At 70.3% G+C, this 20240-nt stretch carries 15 protein-coding genes and 1 pseudogene; 14 read left to right on the top strand and 2 right to left on the bottom strand.

The features are described from left to right. Positions 1–101: 101 nt before the first annotated feature. The 3 genes from ABZ707_RS25395 to ABZ707_RS25405 all read left to right on the top strand — a co-directional run bounded on the left by ABZ707_RS25395 (position 102) and on the right by ABZ707_RS25405 (position 2277). Complete coding sequence (locus ABZ707_RS25395; RefSeq protein ID WP_360179192.1) at positions 102–728, top strand: TetR/AcrR family transcriptional regulator; 627 nt, start codon at positions 102–104, stop codon at positions 726–728. A 95-nt stretch (positions 729–823) separates the two neighbouring features. Further along, positions 824–1534, top strand: a complete 711-nt coding sequence (locus tag ABZ707_RS25400) for a ribonuclease HII (RefSeq protein ID WP_360179194.1) — start codon at positions 824–826, stop codon at positions 1532–1534. 107 nt (positions 1535–1641) lie between these two features. Next, positions 1642–2277, top strand: coding sequence for a hypothetical protein (locus tag ABZ707_RS25405; RefSeq protein ID WP_360179196.1), 636 nt, complete (start codon positions 1642–1644; stop codon positions 2275–2277). Between the two features lie 114 nt (positions 2278–2391). Here the strand turns inward: ABZ707_RS25405 and ABZ707_RS25410 are convergent, their stop codons facing one another. Further along, entirely contained in the window at positions 2392–3021 is a 630-nt protein-coding gene (locus ABZ707_RS25410; RefSeq protein ID WP_360179198.1) for a hypothetical protein, read from the bottom strand. 545 nt (positions 3022–3566) lie between these two features. On the opposite strand from ABZ707_RS25410, the gene ABZ707_RS25415 reads away from it, so the two are divergent. The 8 genes and pseudogenes from ABZ707_RS25415 (at position 3567) to ABZ707_RS25450 (ending at position 15336) form a co-directional block, all read left to right on the top strand. After that, positions 3567–5726 (top strand): RecQ family ATP-dependent DNA helicase, encoded by a 2160-nt coding sequence (locus tag ABZ707_RS25415; RefSeq protein ID WP_360179200.1) that lies wholly within the window; start codon positions 3567–3569, stop codon positions 5724–5726. Positions 5727–5918: 192 nt separating this feature from the next. After that, on the top strand, positions 5919–6866 hold the full coding sequence (locus ABZ707_RS25420; RefSeq protein WP_360179202.1) for an oxidoreductase: 948 nt from the start codon (positions 5919–5921) through the stop codon (positions 6864–6866). A gap of 188 nt (positions 6867–7054) precedes the next feature. Continuing rightward, positions 7055–8362 (top strand): annotated as a pseudogene (locus ABZ707_RS25425) (DUF4192 domain-containing protein). Positions 8363–8584: 222 nt separating this feature from the next. Next, positions 8585–9349 carry an NUDIX domain-containing protein gene (locus ABZ707_RS25430; protein ID WP_360179204.1) on the top strand — a complete coding sequence of 255 codons (765 nt, stop codon included), beginning with the start codon at positions 8585–8587 and terminating at the stop codon, positions 9347–9349. A gap of 292 nt (positions 9350–9641) precedes the next feature. Continuing rightward, entirely contained in the window at positions 9642–11393 is a 1752-nt protein-coding gene (locus tag ABZ707_RS25435; RefSeq protein WP_360179206.1) for an ABC transporter ATP-binding protein, read from the top strand. Between the two features lie 160 nt (positions 11394–11553). Further along, complete coding sequence (locus ABZ707_RS25440; protein WP_360179208.1) at positions 11554–12444, top strand: FCD domain-containing protein; 891 nt, start codon at positions 11554–11556, stop codon at positions 12442–12444. A gap of 342 nt (positions 12445–12786) precedes the next feature. Continuing rightward, on the top strand, positions 12787–14337 hold the full coding sequence (locus ABZ707_RS25445; protein WP_360179210.1) for an RNA polymerase sigma factor: 1551 nt from the start codon (positions 12787–12789) through the stop codon (positions 14335–14337). 195 nt (positions 14338–14532) lie between these two features. Continuing rightward, the gene (locus ABZ707_RS25450; protein WP_360179212.1) at positions 14533–15336 is read left to right on the top strand and encodes a serine protease; all 804 of its coding nucleotides are present in this window, start codon (positions 14533–14535) and stop codon (positions 15334–15336) included. 267 nt (positions 15337–15603) lie between these two features. Here the strand turns inward: ABZ707_RS25450 and ABZ707_RS25455 are convergent, their stop codons facing one another. Further along, the gene (locus tag ABZ707_RS25455; RefSeq protein ID WP_360179214.1) at positions 15604–15834 is read right to left on the bottom strand and encodes a hypothetical protein; all 231 of its coding nucleotides are present in this window, start codon (positions 15832–15834) and stop codon (positions 15604–15606) included. Positions 15835–16292: 458 nt separating this feature from the next. Here ABZ707_RS25455 and ABZ707_RS25460 point away from each other — a divergent pair, with 458 nt between their 5' ends. The 3 genes from ABZ707_RS25460 (at position 16293) to ABZ707_RS25470 (ending at position 20234) form a co-directional block, all read left to right on the top strand. Continuing rightward, the gene (locus ABZ707_RS25460) at positions 16293–18419 is read left to right on the top strand and encodes a DNA topoisomerase IV subunit B (protein WP_360179216.1); all 2127 of its coding nucleotides are present in this window, start codon (positions 16293–16295) and stop codon (positions 18417–18419) included. 136 nt (positions 18420–18555) lie between these two features. Continuing rightward, positions 18556–19062 (top strand): DUF1453 domain-containing protein, encoded by a 507-nt coding sequence (locus ABZ707_RS25465; RefSeq protein ID WP_360179218.1) that lies wholly within the window; start codon positions 18556–18558, stop codon positions 19060–19062. Next, a complete protein-coding gene (locus tag ABZ707_RS25470; protein WP_360179220.1) occupies positions 19059–20234 on the top strand; it encodes a histidine kinase in 1176 nt (391 codons plus the stop codon). The genes ABZ707_RS25465 and ABZ707_RS25470 overlap by 4 nt, the downstream gene beginning before the upstream one ends. Positions 20235–20240: the final 6 nt, after the last annotated feature.

The following is a 20240-nucleotide window of genomic DNA, read 5'->3' on the forward strand; positions in this document are numbered from 1 at the left end:
TCCGTTCACTGTCTCGTCTACGGTAGTGATTCCCCGTCAGTGAACGCAAGCGTTCACTGAGGCTGCCGCTCGGAGTTTCGCCCCCCGATGGAGAGTTACTGATGGTTTCTTCGCGCTCTGCGGCCACCGCTCGGTCGCAGCCGGTGCAGTTGCGCCGCCGCGGGCCCGTGCTGGAACGGGCGATCCTCGACGCCGCGCTGGAGCAGTTGAGTACGGTCGGCTGGAACGGCCTGACGATGGAAGGCGTCGCCGCCGCGGCCCAGACCGGCAAGGCCGCGGTCTACCGCCGCTGGCCGTCCAAGGAGGAACTCGTCGAGGACGCCCTGCGGGCCGGACTGCCGGCGCTCGGCGAGGCGCCCGATCGAGGGAGCGTCCGGGAGGACCTGCACCACCTGTGCAAGCTGATGAGGGACGCGATGTACTCGCGGCCCGGCTTCGCGCTCAGGGCGGTCCTGCATGAATGCGATTCGCTGACCGCCGAGCGGTTCCACGAACTGATCCTCAGCGGGGTCATCGAACCGTCCAGGCGGCTCTTCGGAGAGGTCGTGAGCAGAGGGGTCCGCCGTGGTGACGTACGCCCGGACGCCACCGGTGAGCTGCTCTTCGACGTGATTCCGGCCCTGATGATGTACCGCTCCAAGGTGTGCGCGAGCGACTGGAGCGACGACGAGATCGCGATGGTGATCGATCAGGTCGTGGTGCCTCTGCTGCGCCCGCGCACCGGCTGAGCCCATACGCGGAGGCCCGGCCGGACGCCGCGGTGCGGGAGGGGCGGTACCCGGTCTGTCGCGTGGCGCCCGGTCGGCGTAATCTTGCTGGCGCCATGCCGTATGAACCACCCACGCACACCGTCGAGCGCTCGCTCCGCGCGACCACCGGCGCCAGGATCATCGCTGGCGTCGACGAAGTCGGACGCGGAGCGTGGGCCGGACCGGTCACGGTATGCGCGGCCATAACCGGCCTGCGCAGACCCCCGGTCGGCCTCACCGACTCCAAACTGCTCAGCCCCAAGCGCCGTACGGAGCTGGCCGGTGAGCTGTCGGAGTGGGTCACCTCGCACGCCCTCGGGCACGCGTCCCCGGAGGAGATCGACGCCCTCGGGATGACCGCGTCGCTCAGGCTCGCCGCCGTACGCGCCCTGGAGGCGCTGCCGGTGCGGCCCGACGCCGTGATTCTCGACGGCAAGCACGATTATCTGGGAGGGCCCTGGCAGGTGCGCACGGTCATCAAGGGCGATCAGTCCTGTGTCTCGGTGGCGGCGGCCTCGGTACTCGCCAAGGTTCGCAGGGACGCGATGATGGCCGAACTGGGCGCGGCGACCGAGGTGTGCGTCCCGTTCGCCTTCGGTGCCAACGCCGGCTATCCCTCGCCGGTGCACAAGGCGGCGCTGGAGGAGTGGGGGCCGACACCGCACCACCGGCTCTCGTGGTCGTATCTCGACGCACTGCCCCGGTGGCGGCACCTCAAGAAGGTCCGAGTCTCCGCGGAGGCCGTCGCGATGGAAAACGGGGGCCAACTCGGCTTCGATTTCTGAAACTTCCGGTGAACCCTCCGGCCTGTGCGCCTCCCGGCCTCAGGGATGGGTACAAATGCACCAACCCGCCGATGTATTTCGCATCGGTGTTTGATAGACATCCAGTCATGCCTCTCATCCCCCAGGAGCCTCAGATTCACGAGAGAGCCCAGGGTCCCAGCGCTACTCCGGCCACCGGCCGTACCGCGCCGACCCCCCGTCCTGTACCCGGTCCGCGTCCCGTGCCCGGGCCGCGCTCCGCGTCCACACCGCGTCCCGGACGTCCGGGGCCCGGTCCCGCGAGGCCCGCGCCGCCGGCGCAGCGCTCGCACAGCTCGGCCGGGCAGCCGCAGAAGCCCGGGGCCACGCCGTCGGCACCCCAGATCCAGTTGGTCCCCGCCCCGGTGGACGGAGCGCTGGACGCTGCCGAGGAGACAGTCGACCTGCTGCTCGAGTCCGGCCGGGCACCGGGCGACATCCTGGTGCTCACCACCGGTGAGCAACACCCGTGGGCGACGCATGAACTGTCCTTCGGGGAAACCGCGTACTGGGCTCAGCACGACGCCCGCGAGGACGTGTTCTTCGCCGACGCCGGATCTGTCGCCCGCGCGCAGTCCCGGCCCGTTGTGGTCGTGGCTGTGAACGGCGGCGGTGCGGACGCCGCTGCCCGGGTGCTGCCCCTGGCCCGGGAACGGGCCTCCGCCCTGCTTGTTGTGTGTGGTGACGCCGAGCGGATCAACGCCGTGCTCGGCGCGGGCGTCTGAACCGTACGACGCCTGGTGCGCCGCCGCGGTCGCACGTCGTACGTCCCGGTGGTGACCCGGCTGCCCGTGCGGGGGCGGCCGGGCCGCTGTGGCGTACGTGTGCGCGGCGGCCGTTCAGCGAGCGGCGGTACGCCGCAGCGCTTCCACCGCGCCGCCGCCGCTGCGCAGCGGTGACGGTTGCGGATCGGCCGTCGTCTCCGCCAGATCGGCGGGCGGGGACTCGGAGTTGGGCCGACGGCCCCCACGGCCCTCGCCCAGCACCTGCCAGCCGCCGCGCGTCAGTGTGATGTACGCGCCGCACCGCAGCCCGTGCAGGGTGCAGGCGTCCCGGAGTCCCCACATCCAGGCCCCGTCCACCTCCGTCCAGCGCTCGTCACCCTCGCGGCAGTAGAGCAGCACGGCGGTGCGTACGGGCGTACGGCGGCGGAGATCGTGCGGGATGACCCGGCGGAGATGGGCCAGGAGGGCGTTACGGAACTCCCAGCCGTCCACCGATGCGGCGCGGGGGACGAAGGAGGCGCTGGCGGCGAGCCGTTCCTCATGGTCGAGGACGGCCACGACGGCGGTCGAGGGAGTCGGCCGGTGGCGGCTGTGCAGACCGCTGACGACTTCCCGGGGATCGCGCAGCAGCGGTATCCCCGCCGCTGCCCATTCGGCTGGTTCCAGCATCCGGGCGAGGCGGCTGACGGAATCGGCCGGTGTGGTGATCGAAGTGGCTGCGGACGGAGCGAATCCGAAGGTCACGTTCCTCCCTTCGCATACGCGCCCACAGAGCGGGCGGGGTCGGGTGGGATGCACCGCGACACAGCCCTTGCGGACCGCGATCGGGCCGTGCGGGGGGCAGTTCCAATTCTCTCTGGCGTATGGGCGTGCGGCAACGAGCAATTGGCATCGCTGACGGGAATGCGGTGGAATGACTGTCATATCCCTGCCCACTAGGACGGCACCTGATGCCTCCTGGCATGCCTGAACGGCAAGGACCAGCGGAAATGTCCTCTGTGTCGCCGCTCCGCGGACAGCCGTGTCATCACCGCGAGGGCTCCGCGCTCACCCCGGCCGCCCGGCTCGCCCTTCCTGGCGTCGCGCGCCGGCGGCCATGTTGTCCGTGAACCGCGCGCCTGTGTGGTTCACGGCGTGTATGGATACCTGACCTGCGAAAGCGGGTCGGAGACCGACCGCGGCGGAGATGTTTCGTGCCGACCGCCCCCGAGGGGGAGTGCGGGCGCGTGCGCACACCGTCACGCGGGGTGAGGTGGCCGATTGTCCTTGCCATCGGGTTGCATGGGGGCATGGACAACCTGGAGCTCCGCACTGAAGCCGATGCCATCCTCGCTGAGCTCGTCGGTGCCCCGGAGGGTTCGGCGCGGCTGCGGGAGGACCAGTGGCAGGCGGTGGCGGCCCTGGTGGAGGAGCGCCGACGCGCGCTGGTGGTGCAGCGCACCGGCTGGGGCAAGTCGGCGGTGTACTTCGTCGCCACAGCGCTGCTGCGGCGGCGTGGCTCCGGCCCCACGGTGATCGTCTCGCCGCTGCTGGCGCTGATGCGCAACCAGGTGGAATCGGCGGCGCGGGCCGGCATCCGGGCGCGCACCATCAACTCGGCCAATCCTGAGGAGTGGGACGCCATCTACGAGGAGGTCGAGCGCGGCGAGACCGATGTCCTTCTCGTAAGTCCCGAACGGCTCAATTCCGTGGATTTCCGCGATCAGGTGCTGCCCAAGCTCGCGGCCACGACCGGTCTGCTGGTGGTCGACGAGGCGCACTGTATTTCCGACTGGGGACACGACTTCCGGCCCGACTACCGCCGGTTGCGGGCGATGCTCGCCGAGCTCGCCCCCGGCGTGCCGGTGCTGGCCACCACCGCGACCGCCAATGCCCGGGTCACCGCGGATGTGGCCGAGCAACTGGGCACCGGAGCCGGCGAGGCCCTGGTGCTGCGCGGCCCGCTGGAGAGGGAGAGCCTGCGGCTGGGTGTGGTCAAACTGCCCGACGCGGCGCACCGTCTGGCCTGGCTCGCCGAGCATCTGGACGAGCTGACGGGCTCCGGGATCATTTACACCCTCACCGTCGCCGCGGCCGAGGAGGCCACCGCCTTTCTGCGGCAGCGCGGCTTCCGGGTGGCCTCCTACACGGGGCGCACGGAGAACGCCGACCGACTGCAGGCCGAGGTCGACCTGCAGGAGAACCGGGTCAAGGCGCTGGTCGCGACGTCGGCGCTGGGGATGGGCTTCGACAAGCCGGACCTGGGCTTTGTGGTCCATCTCGGCTCGCCGTCCTCGCCGATCGCCTACTACCAGCAGGTGGGCCGTGCGGGACGCGGTGTGGCCCACGCCGATGTGCTGCTGCTGCCGGGCAAGGAGGACGAGGCCATCTGGCGTTACTTCGCCGATACGGCCTTCCCGCCCGAGGCGCAGGTCCGCCAGACCCTCTCGGCGCTCGCCGACGCGGGACGGCCCCTGTCCGTCCCCGCTCTGGAGGCGGCGGTGGACCTTCGGCGCAGCCGGCTGGAGTCGATGCTGAAGGTGCTGGATGTCGACGGCGCCGTCAAGCGCGTGAAGGGCGGCTGGACGGCGACAGGCGCCGAGTGGGTGTACGAGGCTGAGCGCTATGCGTGGGTGGCCCGGCAGCGGGCGGCCGAGCAGCAGGCCATGCGTGATTACGTGAGCACCTCCCAGTGCCGGATGGAGTTCCTGCGCCGGCAGCTCGACGACGAGGGTGCGGCCCCGTGCGGCCGTTGCGACAACTGCGCGGGATCCTGGGCCGATCCCACTGTCTCGGCGGAGACGCTGACCGGCGCCACGAAGGAGCTGGACCGGCCCGGGGTGGAGGTTGAGCCGCGCCGGATGTGGCCGACGGGCATGCCCGCCCTCGGTATCGACCTCAAGGGGCGCATCCCGGCCAAGGAACAGTGTTCCACCGGGCGTGCCCTGGGACGGCTCTCGGACATCGGCTGGGGCAACCGGCTGCGCCCGCTGCTGGCTGAGAACGCGCCCGACGGGCCGGTGCCCGACGACGTCCTGCGGGCGGCGGTGGCGGTCCTCGCCGACTGGGCGCGCTCTCCGGGCGGCTGGGCGGCGCATGTCCCGGACGCCGCCGCCCGGCCGGTGGGAGTCGTCGCCGTACCGTCCCTGGCCCGGCCGCAACTGGTCGGCTCTCTCGCCGAGGGAATCGCGGCCATCGGCCGCCTCCCCTTTCTGGGCGCCCTCGCATACACCGGGCCGAGCGGCGCACACGCCGTACGCCGCAGCAACTCCGCCCAACGCGTCAGGGCGCTGTCCGGCGCCTTCGCCGTCCCCGAGGAGCTGGCCGGTGGGCTGACCAGCTCTCCTGGACCCGTCCTGCTCGTGGACGACTCCACCGACTCCGGCTGGACCCTCGCGGTCGCCGCCCGGCTGCTCCGCCGGGCGGGCGCCGAACAGGTCCTTCCCCTGGTGCTCGCCGCGGCGGGCTGAGCCACTCGCCCTCGCTCCGCCCTGCCCCGAAGCCGGCCAGACTTCGGTCCCTGTGACGCCCCCCTGGGTGCCGTTTGACAGCGGCACGGCCTCTAGGTTAACACTATTCACCAGAGGTGAATGTCGTTCACCAAGGGGCTGGTCGGCAGTCGTGGCCTGTCGCGCGTGCCCGATCAGTGGACCGGAGGAATCATGCCCACACGCACGGACAAACAGTGGACCGCCCAGCACGTCCCCGACCAGAGCGGCCGTACCGCTGTGATCACAGGTGCCAACACGGGCATCGGCTTCGAAACCGCACTCGTACTGGCGCGGCGGGGCGCACGCGTCGTACTCGCCGTGCGTGACGCGGCCAAGGGCGCACAGGCCAAGGAACGGATCGTCCAGGCTGTGCCCGGAGCCCGGATCACCGTGCAGAGCCTCGATCTTTCCTCCCTGGCGTCCATACGCGCGGCGGCGGAGGCACTTCGAGCCGCCGACTTCCGTATCGATCTGCTGATCAACAACGCCGGAATCATGTTCGCCAAACAGCTTCAGCGCACCGCCGACGGGTTCGAGGCGCAGCTCGGCACCAACCACCTCGGTCACTTCGCGCTCACCGGTCTCCTGCTGGATCGGATGATCGACGTGCCGGGATCCCGGGTTGTCACCGTGAGCAGCATGGGGCACCGCCAGGGCGGGCCCATGGACCTGAGTGACATCAACTGGACGACACGTGCCTACAGTCCCACCGCGGCCTACGGGCACTCCAAGCGAGCCAATCTGATGTTCACGTACGAGCTGCAGCGCAGGCTTGCGCAGGGCGCTCGGACAATCGCGGTGGCCGCTCACCCCGGCGGCGCGGACACCGGGGGATCCCGGCGCGGCACCGCCGAGCGCGGCCCCATTGGACGGGCCCTGTTCGCCGGTCTTGTGCGGCCCCTGCTCATTCAGGGCGCCGACCGCGGTGCGTGGCCGATTCTGCGCGCGGCGACCGATCCCGGCGTGGAGGGCGGGCAGTACTACGGGCCCAGCGGTTTTCTGGAGAGCACGGGACACCCGAAAGTAGTGCGGTCCAACGCTCAGTCCTACGACAAGGCGGCGCAGGACCGGCTGTGGAAGATCTCGGAAGAGCTGACCAAGGTGGGCTTCCCCGTCTAAAGAGGCGCGGCAGCGCCGACGAGGCATGCGCGTACGGAGTCGGCCGGGGCTGAGAGCTGTGCGATCTGTGTGGGTCATGGCCCCATGCAACCCGATGGATCGGACAGACCGCGACCGCGGTCAGCAGCCTGTGGATAACGTTATCCACAGGGGTCGCGGGATCCGGCTCGCTGCGGGACGGTCGTGCCATGACCAAGCAGCCCGAGAACAAGCACCGCGACCACACCCGTCCCGCCGACGCTCAGCAGATCACCCTGCGCAGTCCTGCGGAACTCGCCGACGCCGTCCCGTATTTGCTGGGTTTCCACCCCACTGACTCCGTCGTCATGGTGGCTCTCCACGGTGATCGCGGACGCTTCGGCGGGAGACTCAGGCTGGGCATTCCGCGCTCCCCGAAGGAATGGCCGCCGGTCGCCGAGTAACTGGCCGAATGCCTGATCGAGGGGAGTGAGCGGCGTGGCTCCCGCCCCGAAGGCATCGTCGTCTTCCTCTGCCAGGATCCGGCGGCCGGTGAGACGGGCCGTCAGGTGATGGAGCGGCTACGCCCCTTGGCGCAGCGGCTCCGCACCGCGTGCGGAGCTCTCGATGTGCCCGTGTACGAAGCGCTCTGTCTCTCCGACGGCCGCTTCTGGTCCTACTGCTGTCCCGATGTCCGCTGCTGTCCGCCCGAGGGTACGGGGCTGGCGCTGCCCGGCACCTCGGTGATGGCCGCGGCAGCCGCCTACGCCGGAGTCCGGCTGCGGGGATCGCTGAAGGAGATGGAGGCCCGCCTGGAGCCCTGGCGGACCCCGGCCGCCAAGGAGCAGGAGCGTGCGCTGGACGAAGCCGGCGCCGCCCTTGTGCCCAGAATCATTGTCGGGGGCAGCCGTGAACAGGTCGGAGAAGAGACTCTGCGACTGGCGCGCGGGCTGATGAAACGACTCGACGGGACTCCGCGTGTTGGCCGGGGCGACCCGGACACCGAGGACGACCGCCTCATCACCCACGAGGAGGCGGCCGCCGTCATCGTCGGACTGCAGGACCGGGAGACCCGGGACCGGGCCGCGGAGTGGATGGAGGGCCCCGAGGCGCTCTCCGCGTTGAGGCTCTGGCGCGCGCTGTCCCGCCGTTGTGTCGGTCCGTACGCCGAGCACGCGACCGCTCCGCTGACCCTGGCGGGCTGGGTCGCCTGGTCCACCGGTGACGAGCCCGGCGCCCGTGTCGCCCTCGGGCTCGCCCTACGGCTCGACCCTCACTATGTCTTCGCTCAACTGCTGCATCAGGCATGCAACGAAGGGCTCGACCCCGAGGCGCTGCGCCGCTGTCTGCGCGACGAGCGCGGTACGCGCACCCGTCCCGGTGCGCGGGGGACGAGGCGCCGGCCCAAGCCCCGCGCCCCGCGGCAGGCCGCCGCGCCAAAGGCCCCGGAGGCCCCGGCGTCTCGCCCCGACCCGGCGGCGGCGCGTGGCCGCGGCGACCGCCGCGGTGGGCGGCGAGGTACGAGGAGCGGGCGATGACGGCCCCGCCCCGGCAGCTCGCCCGGGGGTGGACGGGGGTGGCGCAGCCGTGCGGGCACCACTGGCCGGCGGGCTGCCCCGGTGCGCCGTGCGTTCCGGGCGCCGGTGTGCTCCCCGCGCGGTGGGAGGCCGGAGCACGGCGATCGCGGAGACGGCGCGGAAGAAGGGAGCGATGATGTTGGAAGGAGTGTTTATCGTCAGGCAGACGACTATGATCGCGGCATGTCGCCCTACGACCCGTCGGCCTACCCGCCTTTCGCTGTCACCGTCGATCTGGTCGTGCTCACCGTGCGCGGTCACGCGCTCTGCGCGCTGGTCGTACGGCGCGGGGAGCCGCCGTACCAGGGCCGGTGGGCACTGCCCGGCGGCTTTGTGCGGGGCGACGAGGATCTCGCGGTCGCGGCGGCACGTGAACTCGTCGAGGAGACCGGGCTCTGCGCGCACGATCCGGCCTCCCCCACGCCCGGGAACGCGGCCCATCTCGAACAGCTCGCGACCTATGGGGCACCCGGACGGGACCCCAGGATGCGAGTGGTCAGCGTGGCCCATCTGGCGCTCTCGCCCGATCTTCCGGCACCGCGCGCCGGCGGTGACGCCAACAGTGCGCGCTGGGCCCCGGTCGAAACCCTGCTCAACCAGGAGAGTGGTTTCGCCCGCGAGGACGAGCACCCCGCCCAGCTCGCCTTCGATCACGGGCGGATCCTGGCCGACGGCGTGGAGCGGGCCCGTTCCAAGATTGAGTACTCCTCGCTCGCCACGGCGTTCTGCCCGTCCGAGTTCACCGTGGGGGAGCTGCGCAGGGTCTACGAGGCGGTGTGGGGCGTGGCGCTCGATCCCCGCAACTTCCACCGCAAGGTGACGGGAACTCCGGGGTTCCTGGTGCCGTCAGGTGGAACGACCACCCGGCAGGGAGGCCGTCCGGCCCAGCTTTTCCGGGCCGGCGGAGCGACCGTTCTCAATCCGCCGATGCTGCGCCCCGAGGCCTGACGCCACCTCAGAGCGGAGCCTTCCACCTGGCCTGATGGGCCGTGAGATCTGATGGGGCGTAAGGCGGCGCCCGGGGAGGCGACGTCCCGGTCCGGGGCTGCCATGAGGTCCGCCGCGGAGCCCGCAGTGGCCGGTTTCCGCAGGATCCTGCTTCGACGGTGCCCGGGTTTCCCGGTGTCCCGACGTCAGACACCCAGTCAGCCACCCTGCGCCACAAGTCGGACATGTCGCGTTATCTTGCTGCGGTACCCGCCCTGCCGCCGAGCGGTCTCACCTCCCCGCGAGAGAAGCGATGCTCCAGGCCATCGGACTGACCAGCGCCCCCCGTCGAGACCTCACACCCGCCGTGGACGATCTGACCTTCGAAGCCCGGTCGGGCTCGGTCACGGCGCTGCTCGGTGCCCCCGGAGCGGGAAAGACCACCGCGCTGCGGCTGATGCTCGAACTCGAATCCGGCCGGGGGATCACATACTTCCGTGGCCGCCCGCTGCACCGCATCGCCCATCCCGCCCGCGAGATCGGCGTACTCCTCGGGGATGTGCCAGGCCACCCGGCACGCACCGCGCGGGGCCAGCTCCGGATGCTCTGCGCCGCGGCCGGCGTTCCCGCCTCGCGCGCCGACGAACTCCTCGAAGTCGTCGGTCTCGGCGGTCTGTCCGGGCAACGCCTCGGCACCCTCCCGGTCGGTATGGACCGCAGACTCGGGCTTGCCTCGGCATTGTTGGGCGATCCGCACACTCTCCTGCTCGACGCGCCGTCCGCGGGCCTTTCGCCACGTGAGAGCGACTGGCTGTTCGGCCTGCTGCGCGCCCACGCCGCCAAGGGCGGCACCGTCCTGTACACGACCGGCGACCCCAAGGAAGCCGCACGCACCGCCGATCGGGTAGTCACCATCGACGAGGGCCGCCTCGTCGCGGACCAGGACACCCTCTCCTTCGCCCGTACCCGGCTCCGTCCCCGGGTCGCCGTCAGGACACCGCACGCCGCCCGCCTTGCCGAAGCGCTCAGCCGTGAGGCCCGCGTCGACCGGCGCTCCGTCGAAGTCGTGTCCGAGGCGGGCAGCAGGCTCAGCGTCTACGGAAGCAGCTGCCCCGAGGTCGGCGAGACGGCTTTCCGGCACGGCGTCCTTGTCCACCAGCTCGCCGACGAGATCGGAGACGCGGGCCCGGTGCCGGGCCCCGTCGCCGGGCCCCGGCAGCCCGGCCCGGCGGTACACGAACCGGTGGCGCTCGACCCGGAACGGCTTCCGCCGCCGCTGCTGTCGCAGCCGGTCCGCAGCCCGCTCCGACCGGTGCGTTACGAACTCCGCCGCATGTTCGGAGTCCGCCTCACGCCCCTGATCGCGGCCGCCGTCCTCGTCGTGTCCCTGGCCCTCGCCGTGCCTCTCGCCCGTACCGGCAGGACCTCGGTTCCCGCACTGCTCGCGGGCTGGCCCGGAATCCTTCCCCTGCCGCCCACGGCCCTCGGGGCGGGGCTCATCGGAGCGTTCTCCTTCGGTGACGAGTTCCGTTATCCCGCGCTCGCCGGGGCACTGGGCACCGTTCCCCGGCGGCTCGGGCTGCTTCTGGCGAAGCTCGCCGTGACCGGGGGCGCCGGACTGCTGCTCGCGTTGCTCGTGGTGATCGCCGACTACGAGGCCCTGCGCCTCGTGTACGGCGCCGATGCCGTGCCCGTGCCGTCCAACTGGCTTGCCCTGGGAGCCGGTTGGGCCGGACTGGCGGTGGGCTGTGGCTGGGCGGGGCTGCTGGCGACCGGGGTCTTCCGGCGCACGGCCGCCGGAGTGGCCGCGGTCATCGCCGTACCAGCCCTGTTGGGCCCGCTGGCCCAGAAGGCGCTTGCCGGCCCGTCCGCACGTTCGATCGCCGGACTCCCGGACAGAATGCGTGAGCTGGCATGGGTGGCATGGCCCCGCGAGGTCGACCGCTGGGTGATGGCCACAGTTCGGCTTGTCGCACAACCGGTCGGTGCCGCGCTGACGTTGTCGCTGTCGGCCCTGCTCTGCGCGTATCTGCTCACCGGCCTTCGCCGTGGGGCCCGTTGGTGACCGGGGAACGACCGGAGCGTAGCTTCCTGCTCACAACTCCCCTGATAACGTCCGCTTCTTTCCGATAAGGCGTCAATCGAGGGGCGGGCGCCGATCACCCTTTCGTGTGCTTTTCACCAAAGACCTCAAGGGTCGTGGAATCAACGCCGACAAAGGATGCGTGAGTACCCTTGCGCACACCATGATGACCGCCGCCCGCTCCGCCGAATCCGGCCTCGCCGGTCCGGGTGAACTCGACCGCTACCCCTTCGCGGAGGCGCCAGGCGCCGCTGACCGCGCGGGCGCTCCCGTCTGGGACAGCGCCGACACCGATTTGGGCCGGGTGGGACGGCGTACGACCAGCAGCCGTGGCCGCGGACTGCACGGCCAACTCGTCCAACAACTGGGCCAGATGATCGTCTCCGGCGACCTCGGCGCCGACCGGCCCCTCGTCCCTGAGGAGATCGGCCAGCGTTTCGAGGTCTCCCGCACGGTGGTGCGGGAGTCGCTGCGCGTTCTTGAGGCCAAGGGTCTTGTGAGCGCCCGTCCCAATGTCGGAACCCGTGTCCGGCCGGTGAGCGACTGGAATCTGCTGGACCCCGACATCATCGAATGGCGGGCATTCGGACCGCAGCGTGACGATCAGCGCCGCGAGCTGAGCGAGTTGCGCTGGACGATCGAGCCGCTTGCCGCGCGCCTGGCGGCCGGCCATGGCCGGGCGGACGTCCAGCAGCGGCTTTCCGACATGATGGAGATCATGGGTCATGCCCTCACGCAGAGTGATTCGATCACCTTTGCCCGGGCTGACGCGGAATTCCACTCCCTCCTGATCCAGCTCGCGGGCAACCGCATGCTGGAGCACCTTTCGGGGATCGTCTCCGCGGCCCTTCAGGTCTCCGGGGGGCCGGTCACCGGTTGTGACCGCCCCACCGAGACCTCGCTCGCCCACCATGGGCGGATCGTCGAGGCGCTCGCCGCGGGCGACGCGGGGGCCGCGGAATCGGCCATGCGTCAACTGCTCACCGTTCACCCGGAAGTGGAGCGTGTCGTTCCAGCACCGCGCGAGCACTGAGCGCGGACCCGGGCCAGAGGTGTGCGGGGATGTGCGCATCGTGTGTCGTCGGGCCCCGGAGGTCCGACGACACGGTTGCGGGGAGCTAATCCCCCTTCTGGCCTCTATGTCGTAAATGGGGTGTGACTCGGGCCACGTGGAATGGGCGTAACACTCCTCGAGACAGTGCGATGACCTAAGAGGTGACAGTCGAAGAGGGAATACGACCGCCGCGCATGGCGCTGTATTCACCTCTGAGGTTCAAGCCCGCGTCGTCGGCAACATCCCCAGCCGGCGGTCGTCGGCTCCGGCCCGATCATGGGCGGGGCCGGAAGCCGTTTCCATCGTTCCGAGAGGTTGTTCGTGTCGGCCAGCACATCCCGTACGCTCCCGCCGGAGATCGCCGAGTCCGAGTCTGTGATGGCGCTCATCGAGCGGGGAAAGGCTGATGGGCAGATCGCCGGCGATGACGTGCGTCGGGCCTTCGAGGCTGACCAGATTCCGCCAACCCAGTGGAAGAATGTTCTGCGCAGCCTCAATCAGATCCTCGAGGAAGAGGGTGTGACGCTGATGGTCAGTGCCGCGGAGTCGCCGAAGCGCGCCCGCAAGAGCGTCGCAGTGAAGAGCCCGGTCAAGCGCACCGCCACCAAGACCGTCGCGGCCAAGACGACCACGACGAAGACCGTCGCGGCCGCGAGTGCCGCTCCGATGTCGGAGGCCGTGGACGCCGCGGCCGACGAGCCAGGCACCACCGCCAGGAAAACGGCCGCGAAGAAGACCGTGGCCAAGAAGGCAACGGTCAAGAAGACAGCGGCCAAGAAGACAACAGCCAAGAAGGCCACCGGCAAGAAGGACGCCGACGAGGCAGTCGACGGCGAAGAGCTTGTCGATGAGGTCCAGGCCGGCAAGGGCGAGGAGGAGGAGACCGAGGGCGAGAACAAGGGCTTCGTACTCTCCGACGACGACGAGGACGACGCGCCGGCCCAGCAGGTCGCCGTCGCCGGTGCCACCGCCGACCCGGTCAAGGACTATCTGAAGCAGATCGGAAAGGTTCCGCTCCTCAACGCGGAGCAGGAGGTCGAGCTCGCCAAGCGCATCGAGGCCGGTCTCTTCGCCGAGGACAAGCTGGCCAACTCCGACAAGCTCGCACCGAAGCTCAAGCGCGAACTGGAGATCATCGCCGAGGACGGCCGCCGCGCCAAGAACCACCTGCTGGAGGCCAACCTCCGGCTCGTGGTCTCGCTGGCCAAGCGCTACACCGGCCGCGGCATGCTCTTCCTGGACCTGATCCAGGAGGGCAACCTCGGCCTGATCCGCGCGGTCGAGAAGTTCGACTACACCAAGGGTTACAAGTTCTCCACGTACGCCACCTGGTGGATTCGCCAGGCGATCACCCGCGCGATGGCCGACCAGGCCCGCACCATCCGTATCCCGGTGCACATGGTCGAGGTCATCAACAAGCTCGCGCGGGTGCAGCGCCAGATGCTCCAGGACCTGGGCCGTGAGCCGACCCCGGAGGAGCTGGCCAAGGAGCTCGACATGACCCCTGAAAAGGTCATCGAGGTCCAGAAGTACGGCCGGGAGCCAATCTCGCTGCACACTCCGCTGGGTGAGGACGGTGACAGCGAGTTCGGAGACCTCATCGAGGACTCCGAGGCCGTCGTCCCGGCCGACGCCGTGAGCTTCACGCTCCTCCAGGAGCAACTGCACTCGGTGCTCGACACGCTCTCCGAGCGTGAGGCCGGCGTGGTCTCCATGCGCTTCGGCCTCACCGACGGCCAGCCCAAGACGCTGGACGAGATCGGCAAGGTGTACGGCGTGACGCGCGAGCGTATTCGTCAGATCGAGTCGAAGACGATGTCGAAGCTGCGTCATCCGTCCCGCTCGCAGGTGTTGCGCGACTACCTCGACTGACAGCCCCGGGGGCGCACGGAAGCACATCGGCGCGAGGGCCCGGATTCCTTCGGGGATCCGGGCCCTCGCGCTGTGCGCGGGGTGCGAGACTCGGCCGGTTGGATGACTCTGTGTAGAGCAGAGTCAACCGGAGAGTCAGGAGCCTGTATGCGTCGTCGTTCCCTTGCCCGAGCGCTGACGGGAGGAATGGCCGTGATGACGGCAGGGGTCGCGCCGACGCTCGCCTCGCCCGTTTCCGCCGCCGCGGACAGTGTGGTCATCGGAGGTCAGCCGGTACGGGCCGCGGACAATCCCTGGGTCGTCGCCCTGTCCAGTCGTGACCGCTTCGGCGGTGCGCGGGCGGGACAATTCTGCGGAGGCGTGGTGGTGGCGCCGACGAAAGTCCTGACGGCGGCCCACTGTGTGAGCCGGGACGTCCTCGGGGTGACTCCGGCCGAGGTGCCGGACCTGCGGGTCATCGCCGGCCGTGAGGGGCTGCTCGGCCGCGGCGGCCGGGAGGTCGCGGTGCGGACGGTCCGTGTCGACCCGGCGTACAACCCCGACACCAACGCGTCGGACCTCGCCGTGCTGACGCTGGCGAAGGCACTGCCCAAGTCGTACGCGATCCGGCCCGCGAAACCGGGTGATCGCGCCTCCGCGCCCGGCACCGCGGCGGCGGTCTTCGGCTGGGGTGACACCACCGGTGGTGGCTCCTACGCCGCCACGCTGCGCTCAGCGCCCGTGCGGGTGCTGCCGGACAACGACTGCCGACGCGCTTACCCGGGGGACTCAGGAGGCCGCTACGAGCCCTCCACGATGCTCTGTGCGGGAGATCCCCGCGGCGGCCACGACGCGTGCCAGGGCGACAGCGGGGGACCGCTGGTGGCCCAGGGGCGGCTCATCGGGCTCGTCTCCTGGGGGAGTGGCTGCGGGCGGGCGGACAGCCCCGGGGTGTACACCCGGATCACTACGGCCGTACGGTCGGTCGCCGAGGCGATGGGAGCGGGCGCCGCGCGATGAACGAGAACGGGCGGTCGACCCTGCTCAGCAGGGTCGACCGCCCGTCGACCGGTTCCCGGTCCTGTCCGACACATGGCCCCGTTCGCCCTCAAGGGCGGGCTCATGACATCCGGTGCGCGCCCCCCGTCAGGCCGGAAATTCAGCCCCGTACACGGCGTACGCGGTTGACTCCGAACAGTGCGATGAGCGCCCGTGTGGGCATCGTGAGCCGGGTGAATGTGTCGGGCAGGGCCTGGCCGGCCCTTTGCTCGTCGTGGATGTGAGGCGTCAGTGGTCCTCTTCACCGCCGGCGGCCTGCACAGCCGTCAGCCGGTCGGTCTCATCCTGTATTTCCGCGGCGATCTTCTTGAGTTCCGGCTCGAACTTACGTCCGTGGTGGGCGCAGAAGAGCAGTTCACCACCGCTGGACAGGACGACGCGCAGATATGCCTGGGCGCCGCAGCGGTCACAGCGGTCAGCCGCCGTCAGCGGGCTCGCGGGGGTCAGAACAGTAGTCACGTCGCCTCTTCTCTAGCTCGACGAGCTGTCGTACCAGGGTCAACATCCAACCAGGCCGGAAACGTTCCCGCTTACGGCAATTCCTCGAAACTTCTTTCCGTGGTCGGTCGGCTGCTGGCGGTTGGCGGCGAATGGGCCGTATTGCTTCACTTGGGCTCCGCGCTACGGGTTTCGCGTTGCTTGACAGTGCTTGTCAGGGGAGTGCGCCCTCCCGGCCGGCTTGCCGGTTGTAGATGAGGACGTGCCCGGAGCCTAAATGGTTCATGCCTGGAAGGGAACGTGATGTGTGCTTCACTCCGGCGAGGGATCGAACACCTATGCGACCTTGGACTAGCATGAGGATTCGCGTGGGTGGCGTGACAACGGCTCTACCTGGCCTCTGTACCCTCTGACCGGTGACAGACGCCGGGCCCTTACCCCACGGGGCCCCATCTCAAATTCAGCGAGGAGCGAACCGCGTGACCGCCGAGACGTCCGTGCCGTCCACTGCGCTGCTGACCGCAGACCGTGACGGCTCCAACTACACCGCGCGGCACCTGCTCGTCCTTGAGGGGCTCGAAGCGGTCCGCAAGCGCCCCGGTATGTACATCGGCTCCACCGACAGCCGCGGCTTGATGCACTGTCTCTGGGAGATCATCGACAACTCCGTCGACGAGGCCCTCGGCGGCTACTGCGACCACATCGAGGTGATCCTCCACGAGGACGGCTCGGTCGAGGTCAAGGACAACGGCCGGGGCATCCCCGTCGACGTCGAGCCCAAGACCGGCCTGTCCGGCATCGAGGTCGTGATGACCAAGCTGCACGCGGGCGGCAAGTTCGGCGGCGGCTCGTACGCGGCGTCGGGCGGTCTGCACGGCGTGGGGGCCTCCGTCGTCAACGCCCTCTCCGCCCGGCTGGACGTCGAGGTCGACCGCAACAGCTCCACCCACTCGATCAGCTTCCGGCGCGGTGTCCCCGGCATTTTCACGGAGCAGGGCCCCGACGCGCCCTTCGACCCGGCGAACGGGCTGCTCAAGGGGAAGCGGGTGCCCAAGACCCGCACCGGCACCCGCGTGCGTTACTGGGCCGACCGGCAGATCTTCCTCAAGGACGCCAAGCTCTCCCTGGAGACACTCCACCAGCGCGCCCGCCAGACCGCCTTCCTCGTGCCCGGGCTGACGATCGTCGTCAGGGACGAGCGGGGCACCGGTGAGAGCGAGGGCAACGGCACGGTCGAGGAGACCTTCCGCTTCGACGGCGGCATCAGCGAGTTCTGCGAGTACCTGGCGCAGGACAAGGCCGTCTGTGACGTGCTGCGGCTCACCGGCCAGGGCAGCTTCAAGGAGACCGTGCCCGTCCTGGACGAGCGCGGTCATATGACCCCCACCGAGGTCACCCGCGAGCTGGGCGTCGATGTCGCGATGCGCTGGGGCACCGGATACGACACGACGGTCAAGTCATTCGTGAACATCATCGCCACCCCCAAGGGCGGCACCCATGTGAGCGGATTCGAACGGTCCCTGACCAAGACGGTCAATGAGGTGCTGCGCTCGGCCAAAATGCTGCGCGTCGCCGAGGACGACATCGTCAAGGACGACGCCCTGGAGGGCCTCACGGCCGTGGTCACGGTGCGGCTCGCCGAGCCGCAGTTCGAGGGCCAGACCAAGGAGGTCCTCGGCACGTCCGCGGCCAACCGCATCGTCGCCAATGTCATCGCCAAGGAACTCAAGGAGTTCCTGACGTCGACGAAGCGCGACGCCAAGGCGCAGGCCCGAGCCGTCCTGGAGAAGGCCGTCGCGGCCGCCCGTACGCGTATCGCGGCCCGTCAGCACAAGGACGCGCAGCGCAGGAAGACGGCGCTGGAATCCTCCTCGCTGCCGGCCAAGCTCGCCGACTGCCGCAGCGACGACGTGGAGCGCAGCGAGCTGTTCATCGTGGAGGGCGACTCCGCGCTGGGTACGGCCAAGCTCGCCCGCAACAGTGAGTTCCAGGCGCTGCTGCCGATCCGCGGCAAGATCCTCAATGTCCAGAAGTCATCCGTCTCGGACATGCTGAAGAACGCCGAGTGCGGAGCGATCATCCAGGTCATAGGGGCGGGCTCGGGCCGGACCTTCGACATCGACGCCGCCCGCTACGGCAAGATCGTGCTCCTGGTCGACGCCGATGTCGACGGCGCGCACATCCGCTGTCTGCTGCTCACGCTCTTCCAGCGCTACATGCGGCCGATGGTGGAGGCGGGCCGGGTCTTCGCCGCCGTACCGCCGCTGCACCGGATCGAGCTGGTCCAGCCCAAGAAGGGCCAGGACAAATACGTCTACACGTACTCGGACGGCGAGCTGCGGCAGACATTGCTGCAGTTCCAGCGCAAGAACATCCGGATCAAGGACTCCATCCAGCGCTACAAGGGTCTCGGTGAGATGGACGCGGACCAGCTCGCGGAGACCACCATGGACCCGCGCCACCGCACTCTGCGCCGGATCAACATAGGAGACCTCGAGTCGTCCGAGCAGATCTTCGATCTGCTGATGGGCAACGAGGTCGCGCCCCGCAAGGAGTTCATCACCAGCTCGGCGGCGACGCTGGACCGCTCCCGCATCGACGCCTGAGCCCGTACGGACGAGCGTCTCCACCCCTGGGCGGAGGCCCCGGCTCCACCCGCGGTCAACCTCGGCGCCGATGCCCTGGCCAGGGGTTTCTCCCTAACGTCGAAGTCGTTGAACTTCTTCGTTCCGGAGGCCCCGCATGTCCTCGTTCATCGACGTCCTGCTGACCGCGGGTGTGGTCGCGCTGGTCGCCGTACGCCAGTTCCGGCCACAGCGGATCACCGTCGAGGGCCGGGGCCGGCTGGTGGTGCCCGCCGTGCTGGTGTTTCTCGCCCTGCGCCGGCCGGGACTCCTCGACGCGCACCGGCCCATCCTGTCCGCCCTGCTGCTCGGCGCGGAGCTGGTGGTGGGCCTGCTGCTGGGCGCGGGCTGGGCCAGGACCAGCCGTGTCTGGACGGCCGGGGACGGCTCGGCGTGGGCCAGGGGCACCAGGGCGACCGCTGTGGTCTGGATCGGGGGACTGGCCGCCCGCGCCGCGCTCATGGGGCTCGGCGCGCCGGCCGGTGTGCACCAGGGCACCGGAGTGCTGCTGCTGGCGCTCGCGGCCTCCGTCCTGGTGCGCAGAGGCATGCTGGGGTGGCGGGTCCGTGCGGACCGGCCGTCGCCCGTCGGCGACGCAGCCCCGGCCTGGAAGGACCGTGTGTGACGCCCGAGGCCTGGACGAACTGGCCCTCCCGGGAGGCACTCTCCCGCGAGGGCCGCGGCGGAGCCCGGCGCTGGCCGGCCCGGTCCATTCGCACGCTCGTCCTGGGCGCCCTGCTGTGGTCCACCTTCAGCCAGCGCCAGGTGTACGGCTGGGCGGCCGTCGCGGCCGTCGCCGGGGTGTTCGCCGTCGCCGCCTGCGTCTGGGCCTTCTACCGCACCACCCTGCGGCACCGTCTCTGGCCGTCGGTGGGGCTGCTGTTGCTGCTCATGGGCGGCGCCGTGGCGGTGCAGCAGGCGGGGTTCGGGGTCCCCGCGGTCGTGCTGTGGTGCGGCTGCGCCATCGTCGGCATGGAGCGGCTGCCGCTCGCCGCGGCCCTGCCCGCCACCCTTGTCGCCCTGGCCGGTTACACGCTGGTCGACAGCGGCACCTGGCTGACCACGGCGATCACCACCGGAGGGCTGGTCCTCGGCGGATATGTGCTGCGGCTGGACGCCGAGGCACGCGGCAACGCCCAGCGGCTGCTGGCCCAGGAGCGGGCCGCCCGGGCCGCCGAGGCCGAGTCCGCCGCTCTCGCGGAGCGCGCCAGGATCGCCCGGGACATCCATGACGTCCTGGCGCACAGCCTCTCCGCGCAGCTCGTGCATCTGGAGGCGGCGCGGCTGCGGATCGAGCGGGAACCGCAGGGCCCGTTCCGCGACCAGATCCTGGAACGCGTCGTCGCCGCGCGCTCCATGGCGAGCGAGGGACTCGCCGAGACCCGTCAGGCGCTCTCCGCGCTGCGCGGGGAGATGGCGCCTCTCGGGGAGTATCTACGCGAGCTGGCCACGGTGGACGCGGCGGAGGTGGAGATCGCCGGGGAGCCGCGGCCGCTGCCCGCGGAGGCCTCCCAGACCGTGCGCCGGGTGGTGCAGGAGGCGCTGACCAACGTACGCAAGCACGCGCCCGGCGCCCGCGTGCGGATCCGGCTCACCTACGGCACCGACGAGGTGGCTCTGGACGTGTGCGACTCCGGCGGCAGCGGGCCGGGGCCGGCCGGGCTCGGGGCGTCCGGCTCCGGGTACGGTCTGCTGGGGATGCGGGAGCGTGCCGAACTGCTGGGCGGCACCCTGGAGGCCGGCCCCGGGAGCCCCGACGAGAAGGGTTTCACTGTGCGTCTGCGAGTGCCCGCGTGACGGCCA

The organism is Streptomyces sp. NPDC006923, assembly GCF_040635655.1.
Classification (GTDB): Bacteria; Actinomycetota; Actinomycetes; order Streptomycetales; family Streptomycetaceae; genus Streptomyces.